Origin of the sequence: Geobacter grbiciae (assembly GCF_018531165.1) — a bacterium.
In the GTDB taxonomy this organism is placed as follows: Bacteria; Desulfobacterota; Desulfuromonadia; order Geobacterales; family Geobacteraceae; genus Geobacter; species Geobacter metallireducens.
Genome location: NZ_JAHDIW010000002.1, coordinates 290,453 through 313,124 on the forward strand (window position 1 = coordinate 290,453; position 22,672 = coordinate 313,124).

Below are 22,672 nucleotides of genomic sequence, written 5' to 3' on the forward strand. Positions count from 1 at the left end.
CGTTTTTCGGCCGCAAACGGAAAAGGGCCGCCCAGAATGGACGGCCCCACGGTGACAACATGGCGCGAAACGCTAAACGAACCTTATCCTAATCCTCATCCTCTTCGCCGTACTCGTCGACGCCGAACGCCTCGTCATACCCAAGGTCGTCGGCACCTTCAACATCGTCGAGCTCATCGGCAAAATACTGTTCAGGGGAGCGGTCATCATCGGCTATGGCCTCGAACCGGGCCAGGATATCCCCCTTGGTGCAGTAACGTCCGTCTCGGTGACCACAGACATCAACCGGTCCCTTGTCGCACAGATCAAAGAGTTGGATCTCGGTGCAAAGTCGTTGCTGTTTCGCATTTTCTTCCATGGAAACCTCGTAGTTAATCGAAATCAGTGTCAATTGCGACTGACAAATTCCATCGCCTTCACCACGTCAGCCTTGCAACCGATGTAAACAGGGGCGCGTTGGTCGAGGGAGTGGGGTTCCAGGTCAAGAATCGGCTGTTTCCCGTCAGTGGCTGCACCACCGGCGTTTTCAACCAGAAACGCCATGGCATTGAGCTCGAAGAGGAGCCTCAGTTTGCCGTTGGGTGAGCCATTGAGGGCCGGGTACATGAAAATACCCTTTCCCTTCATGATGACCTGGTTAATATCGGGGACGAAACCGCCCGAGTATCGGAGCTTGGCCCCCTTCTCCTCCAGGTAACGAACGAACTGTTCAGTCCCCTGTTGGTATTTGTTGCGCAGGCCTCCAGGAGCATAGATGTTTCCCTCTTCCTGCATGGTGACATTCTCTCGGGAAAGGGTGAACTCCATCAGATGGTTCATGGTGAACTCGTGAACCCCTTTGCCAACCGAGTAGACCATCGAGACCCGCGGTCCGTAGAGAATGTACAGGGCCGCCACCTGGTTGCGCCCTTTCTGGAGCAGGTTGCATCCCTCGTAAATGGAGACGATGGTGCCGACCGCCAGGTTCACGTCCACCAGGGACGAACCGTCGAGGGGGTCGTAGGCAACGGAATAGAGACCATCGGCATCGGCCTGGGCCTGGAAGATCTCATCCATCTCCTCCGAAGCGATATTGCAGACAACACCGGAATGAATGAGCCGTTTTTTGATAATCCTGTCCGAAAGGACGTCCAGGGCAAGCTGTTCTTCGCCGTAAAGGTTGGAGGTACCCGCCACGCCCAGATCGCCGGTACGAACGGCATTGATTACATACTTGCTCGCCTCGGCAATTTCGCAGATGAGGTGGATGAGGTTGTCACAGATACCCTGATTACGCAGATGACGGCGCAAATCTACCTGGAATTTCGTCTTGCCCGGTTCGCTGTACGGCATGCATCCCTCCTGTGCATAAGATAGACAAATCCATTAAAGATTAATGTAAACAGGCAAGTCAAATCAAGCTAAAATTGCCGTCAACCCAGTGTCTGACGGTCAAGTTTGCAAAGTACTCCCCTGAGTTTATACTTAACGCTCAAACACAAATGACTATCAGTGGAGGGGGCATGCAGAACACCAGCAGGCGGAAATTTCTCGGTCTCTGCCTTGGAGGCCTGGGGACTGCCGGGACAATCGCGGGAGTATATTCCGTCTTCGGCTACCTTGCTCCGCACGCAAATGAAGGCGCCAGCGGGAAAGTAACCTTTCCCGAAACGGATATCCCTGCGAATGGGGCTAAATTCCTGGATTTTCGCGGAACAACCGCGGTAGTCATCAGAAAGCAAAGCGGTGAACTCGTGGCGCTGTCAGCCATCTGCACCCACTTGGGATGTATCGTTCAGTGGGAAAAAGACAAGCAGGACTTTCTCTGCCCCTGCCACGGCGGCCGCTACACCCCCGACGGGGTCGTCATCTCAGGCCCACCGCCCAAGCCCCTGGAGAAGCTTGCCATCACCATAACCAACGGAATCGTGACCGTGGGGTAAACCATCTATGTCCCCCTTGAAGAGTATCTACCACTGGTTGGACGTACGTATCGGAGTTGGTGAACTGGTGGAGAAACGCCTCACCGGCTACCTCCTGCCCCGCTCCATCAACGCCTGGTACTCCCTTGGCAGTGTACTTCTGGTTATCTTCGCACTACAGGTCATCACCGGCATTCTCCTTCTTGTCTACTACGTACCCGATGCTGAAAAGGCTTTCAAGAGCGTCAGCGCCATCATGAACGATGTCCCCTTCGGCTGGTTGATCCGCCTGTGCCACGCCGTGGGCTCCAACATGATGGTGGCGGTCCTGCTGCTTCATATGCTGTCGGTCCTTTTCATGGGAAGTTACAAACGCCCCCGGGAACTGAACTGGCTGACCGGTTTCATCCTGTTCAACCTGGTCCTGGCGATTTCACTCACCGGCTATCTCCTCCCCTGGAGCCAGCTCTCCTTTTGGGCCACAACGGTGGCCACCAACAGCGCCGGGGCCATCCCGGTCATCGGCAACTATCTCGTGGAATTTCTCCGGGGCGGCAAGCTGGTGGGGGCGCCCACTCTGGGACGCTTCTTCGCCGTTCACGTGGCACTCCTTCCGCTCCTGATCGGGGCGTTCATCGGCGGACACCTCTTCCTGCTGGAACGGATCGGCGTTTCCACCCCGCCTTTCGGGCAAAAAGAGTCGAAAAATACCTGGATGGGAGACCAGTTTCGCTACGAATCTCACCCCGGCGGCATCCCCTTCTTTCCCAACTATATGCTCCAGGACATGACTTCCATCCTGATTTACCTGGCAATCTTTTTCTGCGTCATATTCTATATCCCCGACATCTTCTTACCACCAACCGCCTTCGTACCGGCCGATCCTTACAAAACTCCCGCCCATATCAAACCCGAATGGTATTTCCTCGCCAACTACCAAACCTTGAAGGTCTTCCCGAACGAACTCCTGGGGCTTCTGGTGCAGGGGGCCGTCATGACCTTCCTGGCACTCCTGCCGTTCATCGACAAGGGAAGGGAGCGGCACCCGTTCAAACGTCCCCTCTTCCTCGCCTGTTTCGTCGGCGGAATTCTTCTCTACGTAGCCATGGCGGTCTGGGGGCATTACTCATGAGACTATCAGCAACGTATAGTTCTTCTGCTCTCATTTGCCTGCCCCTGCTCTTACTCCTTTCATTATTTCCCGCTTACGCCCGCTGCCAGGAACAGACTGTCTGTCTCCAGTGCCACGGAGCCCAGACGGGCAAAGGAGGGGCACCTGTAAAAGCCTGGCGCGGGAGCGTCCACGCCGACAACGGCATTTCGTGCAACGACTGCCATGGCGGAGACCCGAGAGATGCCGCCAACGCCATGAGCCCTGTCCGAGGCTTTCTTGGCGTTCCAGGCGAAACCGGAATTCCTGCGTTCTGCGGCAGATGCCATGTGGGAATCAGGGAGGAATACCTCAAGAGTGCCCATGGCCGCGCCCTCGGCAAGGGGGGCCCCACATGCGTCACCTGTCATGGTTCCCATACGGTCATGAAAGCAACCCTCGATCTCATAAACGACAAAAATTGCAGCCGTTGCCACCCCTATGACCGCGCCTCCGTGATCAAGGAGGCAATGCGACAGACTGATGGGTCAATCACCGATATCGCAAGGAAAATTCAACAGTTCAAGGGAAAAGGAATCAATATCGAAGTACATGAGAAAAGCCTCTTTGACCTGCGTAATCGCTATCATCGACTCTTCCACGTTGTTGATGTCGGCAGGGTAAAACAGGAATCAGAGGTGATTCGGCAGGGACTCGGCACCATAGAGCAGGCTCTGGCGAAACTTGATGAACGGAACAAGCGCCGAAAAATCGTCGGAACAACGGTAGTCGCGGGATTGCTGCTTGCAACCTTGCTCTCTTATCTTCTCAAGAAGACCTTTGACAATTAGCCAAAAAGTTATATTATAAGCCGGTTTGCGTCATCCAAATACAGCATTGGTGCCCATCGGCAACAATTAATCATCGCTAATAGATTTTACTTTACCCAAACTCTTTTTTTGTGTATACATGACAAGGGCGATTTAAACAGACTCAAAAGGTGTTTGGATTCCCTGCACATCTACCGCCCATCAGCAAGCTCCGCAGAAACTTATATAAGCGACTTGAAACAAGCTGATCTATCGCATCCCGAGCTTTCCCGCAAAGGAGGAAGAGACATGGTTGTACTTGTACGCTGTACCGACGACACCGTTACCGTTGCACAGGGATCAAAACTCAGCAAACTCATCAAGGACGGCCTGGTCAAGTCGTTCCTCCGTTCGGGAGTATGGGTGGAAGCGGTGAACTACCGGCAGGAAATCACACGACGCACCTCCCCTTCCAGCGACTCCAGATGCACGGCATTTGTTTCATGCTTCTGATGGGTCGGCGAATCTGAATTCAAAATTATCGAATCCTGCTGAATGAGGGCGACGCTTGGTTGCCCTCTTTATTTTTTGAAAGAGAAAGGGCCGACAGTTTTTGCCGGCCCTGCTTGCATTCCAGATCCTCTGTTATGCCCGCGTCAACTGCCGGTACTTGATCCGGTGCGGCATGTCGGCGGCAGCTCCGAGGCGCTTCCTTCGGTCCTCCTCGTACTCTGAATAGTTGCCGTCGAACCAGACCGCCTGGCTGTCCCCCTCGAAGGCGAGGATATGGGTGGCAATCCGATCCAGGAACCACCGGTCGTGGGAAATGACCACGGCACAACCGGCAAAGTTCTCCAGAGCCTCCTCCAGTGCCCGCATGGTGTTCACGTCCAGGTCGTTGGTCGGCTCGTCCAACAGGATGACGTTTCCTCCCTCTTTGAGCATCTTTGCTATGTGCACCCGGTTCCGCTCGCCGCCGGAGAGCATCCCCACCTTCTTCTGCTGGTCGCTCCCCGAAAAATTGAACCGGGAGACATAGGCACGGGAGTTGACACTTACTTTCCCCAGCTGCAACGTCTCCTGCCCTCCCGAAATCTCTTCCCAGATGCTCTTGTCAGGACTGAGGGCGTCGCGGCTCTGGTCAACATAGGCAATCTTCACCGTATCACCGATGCGGATGGAGCCAGAGTCGGGAGCCTCCTGGCCGGTAATCATCCTGAAGAGCGTTGTCTTGCCGGCGCCGTTGGGACCTATGATGCCGACGATGCCACCGGGGGGAAGCCGGAAGCTCATCCCCTCCACAAGCAGGCGGTCGCCGTAGGCTTTTGAGACGTTATCCGCCTCGATGACGATATCGCCAAGCCGGGGTCCGGGAGGTATGTAGATTTCCAGGTCCTTTGCCCTCTTCTCACTCTCCAGGGAGAGAAGCTGCTCGTAGGAGCTGATCCGCGCCTTGCTCTTGGCGTGGCGCCCCTTGGGGCTCATCCTGATCCACTCAAGCTCCCGCTGAAGGGTTTTTTGCCGCTCACTCTCGGACTTCTCCTCTTGAGCAAGGCGATTCTGCTTTTGCTCGAGCCATGAGGAATAATTACCCTTCCACGGGATACCCTCGCCCCGATCGAGCTCAAGGATCCAGCCGGCCACGTTGTCGAGAAAGTAGCGGTCGTGGGTCACGGCGATGATGGTCCCGGGGTATCCCTGGAGGTGATGTTCGAGCCAAGCGACGGTCTCGGCATCCAGGTGGTTGGTGGGCTCGTCCAGAAGGAGAATGTCGGGCTTCTGGAGAAGAAGCCGGCAGAGGGCCACCCGGCGCCGCTCGCCACCAGAAAGGACTTTTACCGGCGTGTCTCCAGAGGGGCAGCGCAGGGCATCCATGGCCATCTCGAGCCGGGAGTCCAAATCCCAGGCGTCCAGGTGGTCGAGCTTCTCCTGCACTGCGGCCTGACGGTCCAGCAGCTTGTCCATGTCGGCATCGGGATCGGCAAAGGCGGCGGTAATCTCGTTGAACTCATTGAGGAGGTTGACGGTCTCCTGACACCCCTCCTCGACGATTTCCCGCACGGTCTTAGCCTCGTCGAGCCGCGGTTCCTGTTCCAGGTAACCCACGGTGTAGCCGGAAGAGAGTACCGCCTGCCCGTTGAAGTCCTTGTCGACCCCTGCCATGATCCGCAACAGTGTCGACTTGCCCGAACCGTTCAGGCCCAGAACGCCGATCTTGGCGCCGTAAAAGTAGGAAAGAGAGATGTCCTTGATAACTGGTTTTTTATCGTAGTACTTGGACACCCGCATCATGGTATAAATTATCTTGTTCCCTTCGGTGCTCATGGGCGGATGAAAACCTCCTTCGTGAATTTTGGCATATCCTTGTACACTGTCAGCTAAGTATGTGTCAACTACGAGCTTTTTCAAATTCCTTTGAAATTGTTACCGTTTGCATTACAATTTGTCGACTCATACCCACGAAAGGTGGAACCAATGAAGAAACAATGGATTACCACGATCTTTACCCTCGTCTTTGCCGTATCCCTTGTGGCGGCGGCGTACCATGAAGCCGAGGCCCGCGCCGGCGGCGGCCGCTCCTTCGGCAGTCGCGGCTCCCGCACATACAGTGCCCCGTCCCGCACGGTAAACCCCTATCAATCGCGACCACAGGCGTCTCCGACTTCGCCCCAGCAGCCCTTCCCCCAAGCCCAGCCCCAGCGGCAGGGTGGAAGCTTCCTCAGGGGGCTCGCCGGCGGCGTTCTCGGCGGACTCCTAGGGGGGATGCTCTTCCGGAGTCTCGGTTTCGCCGGCCCCGGCGCCGGCGGCATCGGCATCTTCGATATTCTCCTGATCGGCGGCGTCCTATACCTGATCTACCGTTTCGTCGCCTCCCGGCGCCGCGAAACTGCCCAAACCTCCGGATACGGCGCCCAACAGACCTGGCGACAGGCGGAAAGCGTTGAGCCTCCTCCCCGGCAGTACGGCTTCGGCCAGACGGCACAAGCCGCGCCTGTGGATGAAACCAGTTTCGGCCTTGCCCATGTCCGCCAGATGGATGGCTCCTTCGATGAGAACCGCTTCAAGGAAACTGCCCAGGATATTTTCTTTCGTGTCCAAGGGGCGTGGACACGGCGCGACCTGTCGCCGGTAGCCGATCTCCTTACGCCGGAAATGCAGGTAACATTCCGGCAGCAGATCGATGAGCTCAAGGCTGCGGGCACCATAAACCGACTGGAAAACATTTCCGTGCGGGAAGTAAATATCACCGAGGCATGGCAGGAAGAAGGAAGGGACTATCTCACGGTTCGTTTACTGGCAAGCATCCTCGACTACACCACCGACGAATCGGGGAAAGTTGTTTCCGGAAGCGACTCTGCGCCAGTTAAGTTCGAGGAATACTGGACATTCTCCCGCCCGGTTGGCCCGAACCCATGGAAACTGTCAGCGATTCAGCAGGCGTAAATCGGCTGTAAACCACACAAAGCATTCGAGCAGTTTCTGAGCCGCCGGGAAACCATTTCCCGGCGGCTTTTTCGATCCGGCAACCATTTGACATCTCACGATTATCCGATACGTTTTACCACGTAAGAACCCGCATACTTAACCACAAGGAGGCAGGGAATGTTCGAAGAGATCGACGTACAGGACGCCATCAAAAAATCGCTCCTGACCGAAAAAAACGCCATGAATTTTTACCAACTCGGCGCGACCCGCATGAAAAACAAGGACGCCATCAGGGTATTCGAACTCCTTGCAAAGGAGGAACGGGAGCACGCCGGCCATTTCTACAAAATCTACAAAGGGATCGACATTCCCGATTTTGATGAGTTCATGGATGCGCCCCCTGACCAAGAATCGACGTGGATGGCCGCCATGACCAAAACCGTCAACTCCGACTTCACCGAGCAGAAGGCCCTGGAGCTGGCCATGCACAAGGAGAAAAAGCTGGAACACACCCTCCGGGAGACTGCCGGTAAAATCAAGGATGAAAACGTTCGCGCCATTTTCGAGCTGAATGCCCGTGAAACCCACAACCATTATGAAATGATCGAATCGGAGTATGCCCGGATCATGGCCATGGTGCATGAATCGGATATGGACATTTATGTAAGGGAATAAATTCCACCCCAAATTTTATGCTGAGCAGGAAAAGGGCGCATTTTTAGCGCCCTTTTCTGTGACTGCTCACCGGCGCCGCAATGGTTTTGCCTCAGAAAGTGTAAAAGTATTGCAACACAACTGTCGGATTTCATTACAATTACCGACATGGCAATTCGTGTGATTACATCAACCACCTGAAATTATTACCAAACATTATTGGTATCTAATTTGCTTTTATTAGTCGAGCAATATGGTCAAGTACCAACAATCTTCTGATATACGCGTTTATTCCAATTGAAGCAGGCTGGCCTTTAATGTCCGCTCCCGTGGACCTCAGGGATGATTTCCATGTCTAAACGCGGAACCCTACTCTTCAGTCTCGGCACGCATCTACACCTCCCCATCCACGAGCTTGATTCCGCCGGGTGGGAGGTACACGTTGCCACCAATCTTCCAGACGCACGAACCATTATCCGAGAACGGGACCTGCAAACAGGCATGATCCTCCTCGACGATCCCTACAGAACTACCCTTGGGAATATGGAAGACATCATGCTGGCAGGCGATTCGATGGAGTGGATTGCACTCTTGACCGAGAAATGCTTGCAGTCCCCGGTACTGTGCCGCTTTGTCGCCGAGAACTGTTTCGATTACCATACCCTTCCCCTTGATGCCAAGCGTCTTAGCATCGTCCTCGGACATGCTGTGGGGAAGGCAGAACTCAAGAGCCGTGTCTCGACACGGAGAAAAACTTATCGCGATGATGAACTGGTGGGTGAGAGTCCTGCCATTCAGGAAATTTACCAAAAGATGCGCAAGATGGAGGGTGTCGACGCTCCAATTCTCATTAGCGGTGAAAGCGGTACCGGGAAGGAACTGGTGGCCAATATCATCCACAAACATTCGGCCCGCGCGAAGGGGCCGTTTGTGGCCGTGAACTGCGGGGCATTACCGCCCCACCTGATCCAGACCGAACTCTTCGGTCACGAGAAGGGAGCCTTCACCGGCGCGATACAGCGCACGGTCGGGAGGATCGAGTTCGCCGCAGGGGGGACCATCTTCCTCGATGAAATGGGTGACCTCCCTTTCGAACTCCAAACAAACCTGCTGCGCTTTCTCCAGGAAAAGACCATAGAGCGGGTCGGCTCACACCAGAGCATAACGATCGATGCTCGAGTCATTGCGGCGACCAACGTCGACCTGGAAAAGTCGGTAGCAGAGGGACGGTTCCGCGAAGACCTCTACTACCGCCTGAACGTCCTCAGCCTGAAGATGCCCCCCTTGCGGGATCGGTCAGGAGATATCGAGCTCCTGGCCATGGCATTTCTGGAGAAGTTCTCCAACAAGCGAAAGCTCTCTTCCCGCAGATTCAATCAGCAGGCCCTGCGGTGCATGAATCTCCACTCGTGGCCCGGCAACGTCCGTGAACTTATCAACCGTGTGCAACGGGCCGTCATCATGAGTGACGGGCCGTTCATTACTCCCGCTGACCTGGGACTGGAACGACGGTCAGCGACCAGAAACCTCCTCACCCTGGAAAAGGCCCGCGACAAAGCCGAGAAGGAGGCAATCCAGTACAGCCTCCTTTGCCATCGAAACAACATCTCCGAAACCGCGAGACAGCTGAGGGTTTCGCGGGCCACCCTCTATCGGCTCATGAACAAATTTCAGATAACCGTTTGAGCACCGACACATTTGACCATGTCACGGCCGCACAGCCGTAATTTCATGCATGCGGCAAGGAGGAATTGTTATGACCATGAATTATGCGAAACGCCTGGCCTATGTACTCATGCCTCTCACCCTTGCGGCACCGGCTGGTGCCCTTGGAGAAGAGATGCCGACAGAAGCCCGGCAGGAACTGGTGAAACTGAGTCGAATCCTCGAAGAACAGAGCCGGCAGCTTCTGGAACAGAAACACGCCCTGGAAGAGCAGGAAGCCCGCTTTCGCGAGTATCGGACCAGCGTTGACCAGCGCCTCAGCGAGCAGCAGCGCCGCATCGACGAACTCCAGGCTCGGGTCTCATCACTGGCTCCCGCCGCCCCCTCCGCCCGGTCGGAAGCGGCACAGCCCGTTAAGGTAACGACGGTGCAATCGCTCATGGAGCAACGGGCCGCCGGCCCCAACGATGCAGCCTCCCCATCCCCAGCGCCGACCACACCCCAGCAGCCGGTGGGTATTCCGCCAGAACAGCCAAAGGAGCAGCGCCCCCCCGAAATTGCTCCCATCTTCGAGCAACCGGGTGTTCTTACCCCTCGCGGAACGCTAGTATTTGAGCCGTCATTCCAGTACTCCCACTCCTCGACCAACAGGCTGGCCCTTGTGGGATACACGATAGTTCCGGCGGTGCACGTGGGGATCATCGACATCAGGGGCGTCGATCGCGATGCCTACATCGGCGCTCTGGCTGCCCGGTACGGCCTGACGAACCGCCTCGAATTCGAAGTGAAAGTCCCCTATGTCTATCGGACCGATACGTCCACAACGCGCAGCTATATCAGCAGCGGACTTACGGATACCGCGTTCGATTCGGACGGCAATGGCATCGGAGACGTGGAATTTGGACTCCGGTATCAAATCAACAGCCCAACTACCGGCCCCTTCTTCATCAGCAGCCTTCGTGTCAAGACCGACACCGGCACTGGCCCCTTTGATATTCCCTATGAACAGAGGTTGCTCAAAGATAACCCCGACCCAACTCCGGATCAGTATAGTTTCGTCCCCGGTGAGCAGCCAACCGGTTCGGGCTTCTGGGGCGTTCAGTTTGGCCTGTCGGCCATCTATCCCACCGATCCCGCGGTTCTCTTCGGTGGGATCAGCTATCTCTGGAACATCGAACGCGATGTGGACGGCACTGTTGGCGGTAGACAACTCGGGATAGGCTCCTACGACCCCGGCGATGCTATCGGGTTCAACTTCGGCATGGGGCTCGCCCTCAACGAGTCGGTCTCCTTCAGCCTTGGCTACGACCACAGCATTATCGGCAAGAACAAGCAGGACGGCGTATCTGTTGGTGATACCGAAACCCACGTGGGTACGCTCCTCTTCGGCTATTCCCTCAGGCTTGGCTCCAATACGACGGCAAACCTCTCCCTCGGCATCGGAGTGACCGAAGCAGCGCCGGACGTCCAGCTTACCCTGCGGGTGCCGATCAACTTCTGAGATGGATTCGGTATTAGCGAAGGGTTTGGATGAGTTGCCCGGTAAGCATGGATGATATGTTCATGGAGCGGACGACGGAGAGGTTCATGACGGCGGTGTTGATCACCGTAACGGCATCGATGTTCACACCGTTCAGGGCGTTCTGAATGATGGTCTGAGGAAGGGCTATGGTGGAGGAACCGGCCTGGATGGTGCCGGTTCCACTGCCAGTGATAGCCTGAAAACGTTCGAGCGAAGAAGGTGAGACCGCCTGTCCTGTTGCGGAAAGCACCAGTTGAGGTGATACGGCCTGGAGCCTGCTGTCGACAAACACGGCCTGCTGGATACCGAAAAGTATCTCCAGCCCGGCATTCGTGACGTACCCGCCCCGCATGCCGTCCAGTTCCTGATCGGAAACAACTTCCCGGGCGTCCAGCCCGTCAAGCTCCGTCAGAACCTGGCCGGAGACAGGCACGGCAGCGGCCAGTACCGCCACTGCACCGATAATCCTGACTCCCTTGGGGATCTTCATGGCATTCCCTAAAAGTCATTGTTGCCGGGGAGAAGAAAGGTCACCCGGGCGAGGTCACTGTTGCTCAATGCCAGCCCGAGCGGCGCTTTCGCCTGTACACTCCATTCGCCCGAACGGTTGAAATAGTTCTGCGCCACATCTTTCTTGTTTCTGATCAGAAAGAGAATCCCGTTCCACATGGGCTCGAAATCTGCCCGCGCCATCCGTTTCAACCCCGCCGCCGGATCACCCAGCAGCACTTCCCTCTGACTGATTCCCTTTACCACCACAAAGTGACGATACCCGTTGTGGTTTATCAGAACGATTGCCGGCACCCCGATGGAGGCCAGCTTGTCAAGGGAGGTCCGGAAGCCGTCGGCCCGGTAACCTCGTGTTCCCAGGTAGTTCTTGATGTCGAGGAGCGAGAAACCCTCGCGCCTGATTTTTTCCTGGTTCCCCTTTTCGTACATATCCTTGAAGATATCCTGCTCGGTGACCTTGTCCTCATAGTGGTAAGCCAGGAGTGTTGCCAGGGCCGCCGATCCGCAACTGAAGTCAAACTGCTGCTTGATGACGGTTCGGAAGCGAAGCTCCTTGAGGCTCTTCACCTTGACGAACAAATCGCCCCCTGTCGCCGCCGGGACGGTAACGACCCCGGCCAGCGACAGGGAGGGCATAACAAGAAGGAGACAGCAGATGAAGATGCGTAGCATGGTCAGTCCGTAAAAATATTGAGTATCGTTGCGCTGTTGATAATTACCTGGTTGCCGGAATTCTGGATCACGGTGGCGATCCCGCTGACGTTGCTGAGTGCGCCGGTGGCCAGCATGTTATAGCCGGTAACAGGCGAGCCGGCCAGATATGGATTAGACATCTGGCCATTCAGGTTTGCATTGGTGATCTGCTCCAGAATCCTGTCGATCTGGATGTCCTGTCCCCCCGTGAGCCCGTTCAGCTGCTCACCGGAGAGCGGATCACCACACATTGAAGCGTCCACCACCGCGTCGACCTGGTCGGCCGGCGCGGAAGAAACTACCTCCGCCTGCGCCCCGCACGTCAGCAGGATGCCAACCGCGAACGCTGCTCCGACAACCGTTAGGTCGATGAATCGTCGCATGAACTGCTCCTTGTCGGTCTGGCCGTGAAGTCAGGCAAGGACCGTACGACAGATGCCGGCGGCGGTGAGAAACCGCCGCCGGCGCTTAACCGCACCTACTTGGTAACGTTGACGTTGCCCTGAACGTTAACCGACTGCTGGATCGAAGACATGGCGCCGGTGTTTTGCGAGACGTTCGTGATGCCGTTGACGTTGTTGAATGCACTACTGTCGACCCTGTTGGCACCGGAGACATAGGAGCCAGTCGGCGGGCCGGCGTTGAGGGTGCCGCTAACAGTTGCGTTCAAGTCGCTGTTGGAAACGGCCAAACTCACATTCCCGACAGTGGTGCTGTGGTCATCGTTGAAGGAGTTGTTGATGCTGTTGTCCACGTTTGCCGTGGAGCCATTGTTGGCCGATGCACTGGCGTTGTCCGCATCACTCGAGCTACTGTTGTTGAACGAGTCGTTGTTGGTGGTTACAGTTGAGTTAACGGCGGCAACCCCCTTCTCAGCGGCTACGGCGTTCACGCTTCTATCGGAACTGTCGTTGTAGCTGTCGGTTGTGGTGGTGTTGGTGATCGTCGCAGTCCCAACATCATTCATCGCCGCGGAGCCCGTACCCGATGCGGTGAGGTTGTTCTCGCTCAGATCGTTGCCGTTGAGCGAATCGGTGAGGGATACGTTGATGCTCTTGTTGTTGCCAACGTCATTCTGGGACTTGTTGTTGTTAAAGTCGCTCTGGTTATTCGACTTGTTGTTACCGACGTCAGTCTGGGACTTGTCGTTGGCCACGTCGCTCTGGTTATTTGACTTGTTGTTATTAAAGTCGGACTGATTATTCGACTTGTCGTTATTAAAGTCGGATTGATTATTCGACTTGTTGTTGCCGACGTCATTCTGAGACTTGTTGTTTGCCACGTCGGCCTGGCTCGTATTGGTCGACTTATTGTTGCCGACGTCATTCTGTGACTTGTCGTTGGCCACATCGCTCTGGCTCGTGTTGGTAGACTTGTTGTTGTTAAAGTCGGTTTGGGTCGTATTGGTCGACTTATTGTTGTTCTGGTCGGAGTTGTTGGTATTAACTGATTTGTTGTTATTCTGATCTGCATTGTTGGTCGACTTGTTATTATTTTGGTCTGAGTTATTGGTATTCACTGACTTGTTGTTATTCTGATCGGCGTTATTGGTCGACTTGTCGTTGTTCTGATCTGAGTTGGTAGACTTGTTGTTACCCTGGTCTGAATTGTTAGTATTCACAGATTTGTTATTGTTTTGATCTGCATTGGTAGATTTATTGTTGTTTTGGTCGGCGTTGTTGGTCGATTTGTCGTTGTTCTGATCGGAGTTGGTAGACTTGTTGTTAGCCTGATCTGAATTGTCAGTATTCACAGATTTGTTATTGTTTTGATCTGCGTTTGTAGATTTGTTGTTGTTCTGGTCGGCGTTGTTGGTCGATTTGTCATTGTTCTGGTCGGCGTTGTTGGTAGACTTGTTGTTGTTCTGGTCGGAATTAGCAGTAGACTTGTCATTGTAATTATCAGTGGCGGTTTGTGTGGAAGTAGTAGATTTATTGTTCTGATAATCGGTGGTGGTGGTATCGGTATTTGTAGATTTGTCATTTAAGTTATCAGTTGCTGTGTTAGTGGTCGATTTGTTGTTCTGGTAATCAGTGGTCGCCGTTGAAGACTTGTCGTTCTGATAATCAGTGGTCGTGGTTGATGAATTTGTGGATTTGTCGTTGGCAATATCAGAGGTCGCATTACCGTTCAATGTGTCATTCACACCAACCGACGTGGAGCCTTCATTGGCGGAAACCCCTTCGCCGGCGGATGTCGACTGAGCCGTAGCCGTCTGGCTTTGTGCCGACTCGGTTGCAGTGTTGGTCGGATTCGCCATGACCTGTGACGCGAGCCCGAACGTGAGGGCAAAAGCAAACAACACCACCAAGCGATTCTTCGACGTACTCATAACATACCTCCTGTAGATGTTTTTGTGGCAAGGCTGTATGCCATGCCTTTCCACCCTAAATGCAAGAGGTATGCAACATCGATTATATTTTTATAATACTTAAGGATTTCTAGTGGTTACAGTTGGTCGTCTTCGGCGCAACGAATTTGCATGTTAGAATTTTCTCAGTACAATGTACAGCGATTGCGACACGATTAGTTGCCTTGAGCGACTTGACAAACAAAACTAATTGTTTCCATTAAACAAACTCCATTTCAACCTGAAATGCCCCGAATCCTAAAATGTGTCTAAATCATAAGACATGGCTTACCTGCCAAGAGGGTGGCGAGTGTACTGATCTATCCCGTGGATGACGTCGTACTAATGGATTGTGAGGTTATTGTCAAACAAGTAAGACAATCCTCATTTATGCGATATTTCAAAGGAAAATTTTATCGACGCAGATAAGGGGTATCCGAGTCTCTGAATGAAGCCCACGCCAAGCGCCGAAAGACGTAGGATTGAACGGAAAAAAAGAGCCCGCAATCGCAGGCTCTTTCAACCACATAGACGCGTTTTTTTGAAGAAAGGTGGTCAGTAGGCTTGTTTGTCCCCCAGAACATCCGCTTCGGTAACGGGCGCCCTGAAGACCCTGTATACCCATATCTTGTAGGCAATGACGATCGGCACGAAGATAAACGCCACGACGGTCATGATTTTCAGGGTGTAGGGGCTCGATGACGAGTTGTAGATGGTGAGGCTGTAGGCCGGGTCGAGGCTCGAAGGGATCAGGTTAGGGAAAAGCCCGACGACACCGGTCGCCACAACCGCAAGCACCGTCACGCAGGACGAAGCGAAGGCCATGAGCATCGCCCCCTTGGCCGAGAAGAGCCGGATCCCCACAAGGGCGATAACGGCCACGAGCGGTACAACAAAGAGGAAAGGATGTGCCAGGTAATTGTCGAAAAGCTTGGTGGCGAATTTCGTGTAGGCCAGAAACGCCACCGCAACCACCAGCAGCGCCGGCCAGGTCTTGTCGGCAATCCCCTTGGCCCGGGCTCTCAGGTCGCCCACGGTCTTCACCGACAGCCAGAGGGCACCGTGAACCGTGAAGAGGAGCACGAACAGGACGCCGGTCAGAAGCCCATAGGGGTTGAGGAGAGAAATGAAAGATCCCTGGTAGCCGGCGGCGTCCATGGGAAGCCCCTTGAATATATTGCCGAAAGCCACACCGAAAAGGAGCGCCGGCAGGAAGCTGGATACCTGAATCGCCACGTCCCACGCCTTTTTCCACCCCTCCCCTTCGAGCTTGCCGCGGAACTCGAACGATACCCCGCGAACTATCAGCGAGAAGAGCAGGAGCAGCAGCGCCGTGTAGAGGTAACTGAACATGAGCGCATAGGTGGTGGGAAATGCCGCGAAGGTGGCGCCGCCCGCGGTGATGAGCCAGACTTCGTTACCGTCCCACACCGGACCGATGGTATTGATGAGGACCCGCTTCTCGCCGTCGGTGCGGGGCAGCACATTGTGGAGGATTCCGGTGCCGAAGACGAATCCGTCGAGCATGAAGTAGACCGCCCAGAGAACTCCCCAGAGCACGAACCAGATAATCTGCAGTTCCATGTTATGCCTCCCTTACCGTCGCCGGTTTGATGATGCCGGAAAGATCGTCGTCAGGCCCCTTGCGGGCGTACTTTGCCAGGAGATAGATATCGATGGCACCCAGCAGGCCATAGAGGAGTGTGAATCCCACCAGCGAGCCGATCACCTGGGGCGATGTTACCGCCTTGGAAACCGCATCGGACGTCTTCAGCACCCCGTACACGATCCAGGGCTGCCGCCCCATTTCGGCGACGACCCATCCCAGTTGGGCGGCGATGTAAGGAAGCGGCAGGGCCAGCACCATGAGCCGCAAAAAGAGGGTCTTGTTTTCAAGGTTCTTCATCCGCGAGAGGATCACGGCGGCAAGAGAAACCAGGGCCGTGAAGGTGCCCATCCCCACCATGAGGCGGAAACTCCAGAAGGTGGGCTGTACCGGCGGTCTGAGCTCCTTCGGGAAGTCCTTCAACCCCTTGATCTCGGCGGTTGGATCATGGAAAGCGAGCATGCTCAACATGTTCGGGATACACAAGCGCTCTATGGCGTTACACTCATTTTCCGGATCGGGAAGGAGAAACAGGTTCATGCCGGCACCCTTCTGGGTCTCCCATACCGATTCCATGGCCGCGAACTTGGTGGGCTGGGTCTTGGCAATTTCCACCGCATGGAAATCGCCTGAACCGAAAACAAGCAACGCGGAGACCAAGCCGAAAACAGATCCCATCTTGAAGGATCGCACAAAAAAGTCGACCCGGCTCTTGCGGAGCAGGTGCCACGCGGAAATCCCCATCACGAAGAAGGCCGCCACCATGTAGCCGGAACCGACCGTGTGAACGAACTTGATGAGGCCGTAGGGGTTGGTGATGACGGCCATGATGTCCACCATTTCGGCACGGCCATTACGGAGCACATAGCCCACCGGTTTCTGCATCCAGCCGTTGGCCAGGAGAATCCAGAGGGCCGAGAGGTTGGTGGCGATGGCCACCAGCCAGATGCTGACCGCGTGGGCAGTCTTCGATATTTTGTTCCACCCGAAGATCCAGACGCCGATGAAGACTGACTCCAGGAAGAAGGCCACGGTTGCTTCAATGGCAAGCGGCGCGCCGAAAATATCCCCGACGTAGCGGGAATACTCGGCCCAGTTCATGCCGAACTGGAACTCCTGGGTAATGCCGGTGACGACCCCCAGGGCAAAGTTGATCAGGAACAGCTTTCCCCAGAATTTGGTCATCTTGAGGTAGGTTTCATCTCCTGTGCTCACATACCTGGTCTCCATGTACGCCGTAAGGATGGAGAGACCAAGGGTGAGGGGCACGAAGATGAAATGGAACATTGTTGTCGCTGCGAACTGCAGCCTGCTGAGGGTTAGTACGTCCATCCGTCGTTACCTCCTGGTAGAGTGGAGTGCGTGTATGGGCAGTATCGGCCGGTAGGAAGCCTCAATCTGTTTCATAACCATAAACACAATTTTCTGATTATTATACTATACAGGACTAAATTTATCCTGTATGAGGGCAAAAAAATTTTGTGTTATCTACTTGTGCGTGGCAAGATCTTCAATGGTTACTCCGTCGAGAATCTCCACGACCCGTTGCTGCACTTGCCTCCAAACCGGATGGACGCCGCAGGTGCTGTCCCGTTCACAGGTCCCTGAACCGATCAGGCAGCGATTTGGCAAAATAGGCCCTTCCACCGCCTCCACCACTTCGCGCAGAGTGATCCTGGAGGCGGAACGACCCAGCATGAATCCCCCCCCTGCCCCCCGGAACGACTGAACGATGCCGATCTTGGCGAAACTCTGCAGTATCTTGGCCAGAAACGTCTGCGGAACATCGGTTGCCTCGGCGATCTCGCTGATGAGCGCCACTTTCCCCGGCGGCAACTGGGCCAGATGAATTATTCCCCTGATTGCGTATTCGCCTTTTCGTGTAAGCTCCATCATAAATAGCACCTATAAGACCAATTTAGTCCTTTTATACCTAAAGCTTTCAGACCTGTCAATATATTTTCTCGCACATAAATTACTTATCCCTGCTTCTCGCCTCCATACTCACGCTTCATGTATTCCAGCCATTCGCCGAAAACGCCGTCATAGTCGAGCCCCAGATCGGCAAGCCCCCTGCTGATCGCCTCGCCGACCGACAACCCCTCCCCTAGATATGTCAGGATTCCCCTCACTCGATGCCACCCGTATGAGGAAACCATGAAATTCACCACCGCGTAACTCTCCTCATAGGCAAGGCGCACCTCGCTGCTTCCCAGGGAGGTGAACCCATTTTCGAGCTTTCGCAAAGGAAGGTACCCGCCAGTCCTGATCGCTCGCCACAGTTCCGTCAAGGGAGGATTCGACTCCTGTCTCCCCTGGAGTTCCGCAAGCCCCTCATTCAGCCAGACAGGACAGTTGCCCCTGGACAGGTCACGTACGACCGCATGGGTGTATTCATGGCGCAGCGTTGCCCGCAAATCTGGTGTTATCTCGACCAGACCTCCTATGGGTATGCGGATCTTGCCGTCGTAGAGCCCCCCCGACCAGTTGGGGGAGCGGGTCACTTCCCGGTAATCCCGTTTCGTATAGAGAATGACCGGCACCCTGGCCTCGGGAAAGTAGCCGAGATCGGTGCCGACACTGTTGTAGGCGGTTTCAAGCACATCAAGCACATCGAGGGCGATGCCGGTCTTCACTTCCCCCGCGTCATAGGAAACGATGAAACGGGAACTGTGGCCACGCTCCATGCGGGTTTCAACGGCCTGTTCGCGGCGCATCCTTTCCAGCAACTTTGCGAGCGAGGGATCCGATGGCGCCAGGGCTGCCGCTTTCTCCCAGTTCTGGAGGGCCTCGTCCGTTTCCCCCTCCTCATAGTGAATCCGGCCCAGGAAATAAAGACCCTCGGCAGTTTCTCCCCCCAGGTTTCGAGCCTGCTGAAGTTCATGGCGAGCCAGGGGGAAATTCTTTGCCAGGGTAAAGGCGATGCCGCGAAGGAGATGATACCGGGGCTCATCGGGGAAAAGCACCAGGGCCTTCTCGAACTGCCCCGCCGCGTCGGCATAGGACTTCCTGTCCAGGAGCCTCTGCCCCTGAAGGGCATAGGCCGTGGCAAGGTTCCCTTTCAGGATTGGATCCGATGAGTATAGGCTGTACGCCTTTTCCAGCTGTTCGATGGCTTTTTCGAGCTCACCCCGTTCGATGAGATCGACACCGTACTTGTTATAGAGAAAGGGATCGGCTGCGGCAGCCGGGGAGAGAAGAGGTTTTCCCGCGCAAAGAAGGCAGAGAATCACAAGGATGCAGGCCGGCAGGTTTCTCATCGATATCTATTTCGAGCCCCAGAGCGGGGCATCCGCGAACTGCATCCGAAGCCGTTCCTCGGGGTTTTGTTCGTAGAACTCTTCCTCCGCAAAGGAAAAGCGGTAGTTTTCGGCATACTCGCGGAGAATCCCGTAGGCGGCGTTCACAAGGCGTATCTGCTCGGCATCGCCCCCCTCTCCCGCAGAGTCGGGGTGGTGGCGGCGCACAAGCTCCCGGTGCCTGGCCTTGATCTCCCGCAACGTGACGCGGTCGGGAAGGCCGAAGATTTCAAGGGCTCTGACGAGATTGGCATATCGCATCGCGGATACTCCATGATCGCTGAATTCGCTCGGGACTCGCAAGCAAGAAAAAAGCCGGGGAATCCCCGGCTTCGTTTTATCCCTTCATGAACGTTCGAACCCGACCCCTTATCCCCGGGGCGTCGAGGCCGTACTGGGCCCTCAGCTCGTGCTGCTCCCCCTGCTCCACATACCGATCCGGATAACCCAGGCGGAGAACCTTGACCCCATTGATTCCTTCCTCTTCGAGAAGTTCCAGCACCGCCGTGCCGAAACCTCCCTGGACGACATTCTCCTCAACAGTGATGAGCCTGCCGGTGGTCCGGGCCAAATCAAGGATCAGGTCCCGGTCGAGGGGCTTCACGAAACGGGCATTCACGAGGGCCAGGTCGATTCCTTCGGCGGACAGTGCTTCAGCAGCCTCCCGGGCCGGGTAGACGGTGGAACCGATGGCAAGAAGAACACCGTCGCGCCCACTCCTCAGAACCTCTCCCTTTCCGAGGGGGAGTGCACTGCAGGTCTGGTCAAGGGAAACACCGTAACCGTTGCCCCGGGGATAGCGGACCGCCGCCGGCCCGTCATGTTCAATGGCTGTGATGAGCATATGCTGAAGCTCGTTTTCGTCCTTGGGCGCCATGACCACCATATTGGGAAGATGTCGCAGGTACGAAAGATCGAAGAGTCCGTGGTGGGTCGGCCCATCGCTCCCCACCACCCCGGCACGGTCAATGGCGAAGGTAACCGGAAGATTCTGGAGGCAGACGTCGTGGAAGACCTGGTCGTAGGCCCGCTGCAGGAACGACGAATAGACGGCAAAGACCGGCCGGTATCCTTCGGCAGCGAGCCCTGCGGCAAAGGTGACCCCATGCTGTTCGGCTATACCCACGTCGAAGAACCGCGTGGGATAGTCGGCGGCAAAGGGGGTAAGCCCGGTGCCGTCGGGCATGGCCGCAGTCAGGGCGATGACCCGCTCGTCCTCAGCAGCGATTTTTCTGATGGCCTCGCCAAAGACGCCGGTGTAAGAGGCTGCGCCCCCCTTCCCCTTGATGACCTTGCCGGTTTCCAGCTCAAAGGGGCCAACGCCGTGGAAAAGCGCCGGTTTTTCTTCGGCGGGAGGATACCCCCTCCCTTTCTTGGTCAGGACATGGATCAGGACCGCGTCGTCAAAACGCTTCACCTTCTCGAAGGTCTCCATGAGTCGGGCCGTGTCGTGACCGTCGATGGGGCCGATGTACTCGAACCCGAAGGCCTCGAAGAGCATGCCGGGGGTGAAGAGCCCCTTGAGGGACTCCTCTGCCCGCTTGGCCACCTTCAGAACCCCGTGGCCGATGCGGTCGAGTCCGCCGAGGAACCCTTCCAGGTCCTTCTTCATGGTATGGACGAATTCGCTGGTGACGGTCCGGTTCAGGAAATTCGACAGGGCTCCCACGTTCTCGGCAATGGACATCTCGTTGTCGTTCAGGATCACGACCAGGTCCTTGTTCAGGTGCCCGGCGTTATTGAGCCCTTCGTAGGCGAGGCCGCCGGTCATGGAGCCGTCGCCGATGACGGCCACCACCTTGTTCCGCTCCCCCCGCAGGTCTCGGGCAACGGCAAAACCCAGGGCAGCAGAGATGGAGGTAGAGGTGTGCCCTGTGTCGAAGGCATCATGGGAGGACTCGCACCGTTTGGGAAACCCGCTGATTCCGCCAAGGGTGCGGAGCGTGGCGAACCGGTCGCGCCGGCCCGTGAGCAGCTTGTGGGCATAGGCCTGGTGCCCCACGTCCCAGATGATCTTGTCGGCCGGAGAATCGAAGACCCGATGGAGCGCCAGGGTCAACTCGACCACCCCGAGGCTTGGAGCCAGGTGTCCGCCGTTCCTGGCGCAGACGGCAATGATTTTCTCCCGCAACTCCGCGGCAAGCTGTGCAAGCTCCCGCTGGGTGACCCCCTTCAGGTCGCAGGGGGATTCGATGGTGTCGAGAATTGCTGTCATTACGATTTCCGGGATACGATGTAACGGGCGATCTCCCGCAGGGGTTCCGCTTTCTCGCCGAAGGGGGAAAGGGCTTCGAGGGCCAGATCCACCAACTCCTGGGCGCGGCGCTTGGAATCGGCAAGCCCCATGACCGCCGGATAGGTGGCTTTCCCCCGGGCCTCGTCGCTTCCCGCATCCTTGCCGATCTGCTCGGTGGTACCCTCGATATCGAGGATGTCGTCGGCAATCTGGAACGCAAGGCCGATGGCCTCGCCGTAACGGGTCATGGCCGCAAGGGCGTCCCCTTCCGCTCCGCCGAGTATTGCGCCCGACTTGACCGAAGCCTTCATGAGGGCGCCGGTCTTGTGGGTGTGTATATACTGGACCGTGGCCAGATCGATATCCTTTTTCCCCTCGCTCTCCATGTCGACCACCTGGCCGCCGACCATCCCCCGGGAACCGGCACAGATGCCGATCTCGTGGATAACCGGAAGAATACGGGCATGTCCGGCCTTTGCGGCGTATTCGGGAGAGCTCATGAGGATGAACGCTTCCGTAAGGAGCGCATCACCGGCAAGGATGGCGATTGCCTCGCCGAAAACCTTGTGGTTTGTGGGACGTCCGCGGCGGAAATCGTCGTCGTCCATTGCGGGGAGATCGTCGTGGATGAGGGAATAGGTGTGGATCATCTCCATGGCGCACGCAGCGGGGAGCGCCAAGTCCGGAGTTCCTCCCACCGCCTCACAGGCGGCGAGCATCAGAACCGGCCGAATCCGTTTCCCCCCTGCGAAAACCGAATAGCGCATGGCGCGATGAACGGAAACGGGAAGGTCCCCCTCACCGGGCAGGGAGCGTTCAAGAGCTTCATCAACAATGGCACAGCGTTCTTTGAGATAGTTTTTAAGGTCCATGGGAACTCGCTTTGCGTGATATTGTAAATCAATAATCGC

22 protein-coding genes and 1 pseudogene are annotated in these 22,672 nt (G+C 55.9%); 9 read left to right on the top strand and 14 right to left on the bottom strand.

Features of this window, described 5'->3' with window-relative positions:
- Positions 1-88: 88 nt before the first annotated feature.
- Both KJB29_RS04750 and KJB29_RS04755 read right to left on the bottom strand, forming a co-directional pair.
- A complete protein-coding gene (locus KJB29_RS04750) occupies positions 89-358 on the bottom strand; it encodes a hypothetical protein (protein ID WP_004511923.1) in 270 nt (89 codons plus the stop codon).
- A gap of 29 nt (positions 359-387) precedes the next feature.
- Complete coding sequence (locus KJB29_RS04755) at positions 388-1,332, bottom strand: class 1 fructose-bisphosphatase (RefSeq protein ID WP_215733595.1); 945 nt, start codon at positions 1,330-1,332, stop codon at positions 388-390.
- Between the two features lie 170 nt (positions 1,333-1,502).
- On the opposite strand from KJB29_RS04755, the gene KJB29_RS04760 reads away from it, so the two are divergent.
- From KJB29_RS04760 to KJB29_RS04775, 5 genes and pseudogenes are all read left to right on the top strand, one after another.
- Positions 1,503-1,922, top strand: coding sequence for a QcrA and Rieske domain-containing protein (locus KJB29_RS04760; protein WP_215733596.1), 420 nt, complete (start codon positions 1,503-1,505; stop codon positions 1,920-1,922).
- 7 nt (positions 1,923-1,929) lie between these two features.
- On the top strand, positions 1,930-3,033 hold the full coding sequence (locus KJB29_RS04765) for a cytochrome b (RefSeq protein WP_215733597.1): 1,104 nt from the start codon (positions 1,930-1,932) through the stop codon (positions 3,031-3,033).
- A pseudogene (locus KJB29_RS19260) lies at positions 3,030-3,428 on the top strand (multiheme c-type cytochrome); the annotation flags it as partial. The gene KJB29_RS04765 and the pseudogene KJB29_RS19260, both read left to right, overlap by 4 nt.
- Before the next feature lie 9 nt (positions 3,429-3,437).
- Positions 3,438-3,842 carry a hypothetical protein gene (locus KJB29_RS19265; protein ID WP_246560570.1) on the top strand — a complete coding sequence of 135 codons (405 nt, stop codon included), beginning with the start codon at positions 3,438-3,440 and terminating at the stop codon, positions 3,840-3,842.
- A 267-nt stretch (positions 3,843-4,109) separates the two neighbouring features.
- Complete coding sequence (locus tag KJB29_RS04775) at positions 4,110-4,313, top strand: GSU3473 family protein (RefSeq protein WP_215733599.1); 204 nt, start codon at positions 4,110-4,112, stop codon at positions 4,311-4,313.
- 132 nt (positions 4,314-4,445) lie between these two features.
- On the opposite strand, the gene ettA is transcribed toward KJB29_RS04775, so the two are convergent.
- Positions 4,446-6,125, bottom strand: coding sequence for an energy-dependent translational throttle protein EttA (gene ettA / locus KJB29_RS04780; RefSeq protein ID WP_215733600.1), 1,680 nt, complete (start codon positions 6,123-6,125; stop codon positions 4,446-4,448).
- Between the two features lie 150 nt (positions 6,126-6,275).
- Here ettA and KJB29_RS04785 point away from each other — a divergent pair, with 150 nt between their 5' ends.
- From KJB29_RS04785 to KJB29_RS04800, 4 genes are all read left to right on the top strand, one after another.
- Positions 6,276-7,244 carry a Tim44 domain-containing protein gene (locus KJB29_RS04785; protein ID WP_215733601.1) on the top strand — a complete coding sequence of 323 codons (969 nt, stop codon included), beginning with the start codon at positions 6,276-6,278 and terminating at the stop codon, positions 7,242-7,244.
- 159 nt (positions 7,245-7,403) lie between these two features.
- Positions 7,404-7,901: a ferritin-like domain-containing protein gene (locus KJB29_RS04790; RefSeq protein WP_215733602.1), complete on the top strand. Its 498-nt coding sequence runs from the start codon at positions 7,404-7,406 to the stop codon at positions 7,899-7,901.
- 330 nt (positions 7,902-8,231) lie between these two features.
- On the top strand, positions 8,232-9,566 hold the full coding sequence (locus tag KJB29_RS04795) for a sigma-54 dependent transcriptional regulator (protein WP_215733603.1): 1,335 nt from the start codon (positions 8,232-8,234) through the stop codon (positions 9,564-9,566).
- A gap of 70 nt (positions 9,567-9,636) precedes the next feature.
- On the top strand, positions 9,637-11,046 hold the full coding sequence (locus KJB29_RS04800; RefSeq protein WP_215733604.1) for a transporter: 1,410 nt from the start codon (positions 9,637-9,639) through the stop codon (positions 11,044-11,046).
- 13 nt (positions 11,047-11,059) lie between these two features.
- Here KJB29_RS04800 and KJB29_RS04805 read toward each other — a convergent pair whose 3' ends face one another.
- The 11 genes from KJB29_RS04805 to KJB29_RS04855 all read right to left on the bottom strand — a co-directional run bounded on the left by KJB29_RS04805 (position 11,060) and on the right by KJB29_RS04855 (position 22,633).
- On the bottom strand, positions 11,060-11,557 hold the full coding sequence (locus KJB29_RS04805) for a hypothetical protein (protein ID WP_215733605.1): 498 nt from the start codon (positions 11,555-11,557) through the stop codon (positions 11,060-11,062).
- Positions 11,558-11,565: 8 nt separating this feature from the next.
- On the bottom strand, positions 11,566-12,249 hold the full coding sequence (locus tag KJB29_RS04810; protein WP_215733606.1) for a C39 family peptidase: 684 nt from the start codon (positions 12,247-12,249) through the stop codon (positions 11,566-11,568).
- A gap of 2 nt (positions 12,250-12,251) precedes the next feature.
- Entirely contained in the window at positions 12,252-12,653 is a 402-nt protein-coding gene (locus tag KJB29_RS04815) for a hypothetical protein (protein WP_215733607.1), read from the bottom strand.
- A gap of 95 nt (positions 12,654-12,748) precedes the next feature.
- Positions 12,749-14,602 (bottom strand): hypothetical protein, encoded by a 1,854-nt coding sequence (locus KJB29_RS04820; protein ID WP_215733608.1) that lies wholly within the window; start codon positions 14,600-14,602, stop codon positions 12,749-12,751.
- 573 nt (positions 14,603-15,175) lie between these two features.
- Positions 15,176-16,204, bottom strand: a complete 1,029-nt coding sequence (gene cydB / locus KJB29_RS04825) for a cytochrome d ubiquinol oxidase subunit II (RefSeq protein ID WP_215733609.1) — start codon at positions 16,202-16,204, stop codon at positions 15,176-15,178.
- 1 nt (position 16,205) lies between these two features.
- Positions 16,206-17,558, bottom strand: a complete 1,353-nt coding sequence (locus KJB29_RS04830) for a cytochrome ubiquinol oxidase subunit I (RefSeq protein WP_215733610.1) — start codon at positions 17,556-17,558, stop codon at positions 16,206-16,208.
- Positions 17,559-17,714: 156 nt separating this feature from the next.
- Positions 17,715-18,122 carry an RrF2 family transcriptional regulator gene (locus tag KJB29_RS04835; RefSeq protein ID WP_215733611.1) on the bottom strand — a complete coding sequence of 136 codons (408 nt, stop codon included), beginning with the start codon at positions 18,120-18,122 and terminating at the stop codon, positions 17,715-17,717.
- Between the two features lie 83 nt (positions 18,123-18,205).
- A complete protein-coding gene (locus tag KJB29_RS04840) occupies positions 18,206-19,486 on the bottom strand; it encodes a tetratricopeptide repeat protein (RefSeq protein WP_215733612.1) in 1,281 nt (426 codons plus the stop codon).
- 6 nt (positions 19,487-19,492) lie between these two features.
- The gene (locus tag KJB29_RS04845) at positions 19,493-19,786 is read right to left on the bottom strand and encodes a J domain-containing protein (RefSeq protein ID WP_215733613.1); all 294 of its coding nucleotides are present in this window, start codon (positions 19,784-19,786) and stop codon (positions 19,493-19,495) included.
- Between the two features lie 76 nt (positions 19,787-19,862).
- Complete coding sequence (gene dxs, locus KJB29_RS04850; protein ID WP_215733614.1) at positions 19,863-21,740, bottom strand: 1-deoxy-D-xylulose-5-phosphate synthase; 1,878 nt, start codon at positions 21,738-21,740, stop codon at positions 19,863-19,865.
- Positions 21,740-22,633, bottom strand: a complete 894-nt coding sequence (locus KJB29_RS04855) for a polyprenyl synthetase family protein (RefSeq protein WP_215733615.1) — start codon at positions 22,631-22,633, stop codon at positions 21,740-21,742. Before KJB29_RS04855 ends, dxs begins: the two co-directional genes overlap by 1 nt.
- Between the last annotated feature and the right edge of the window lie 39 nt (positions 22,634-22,672).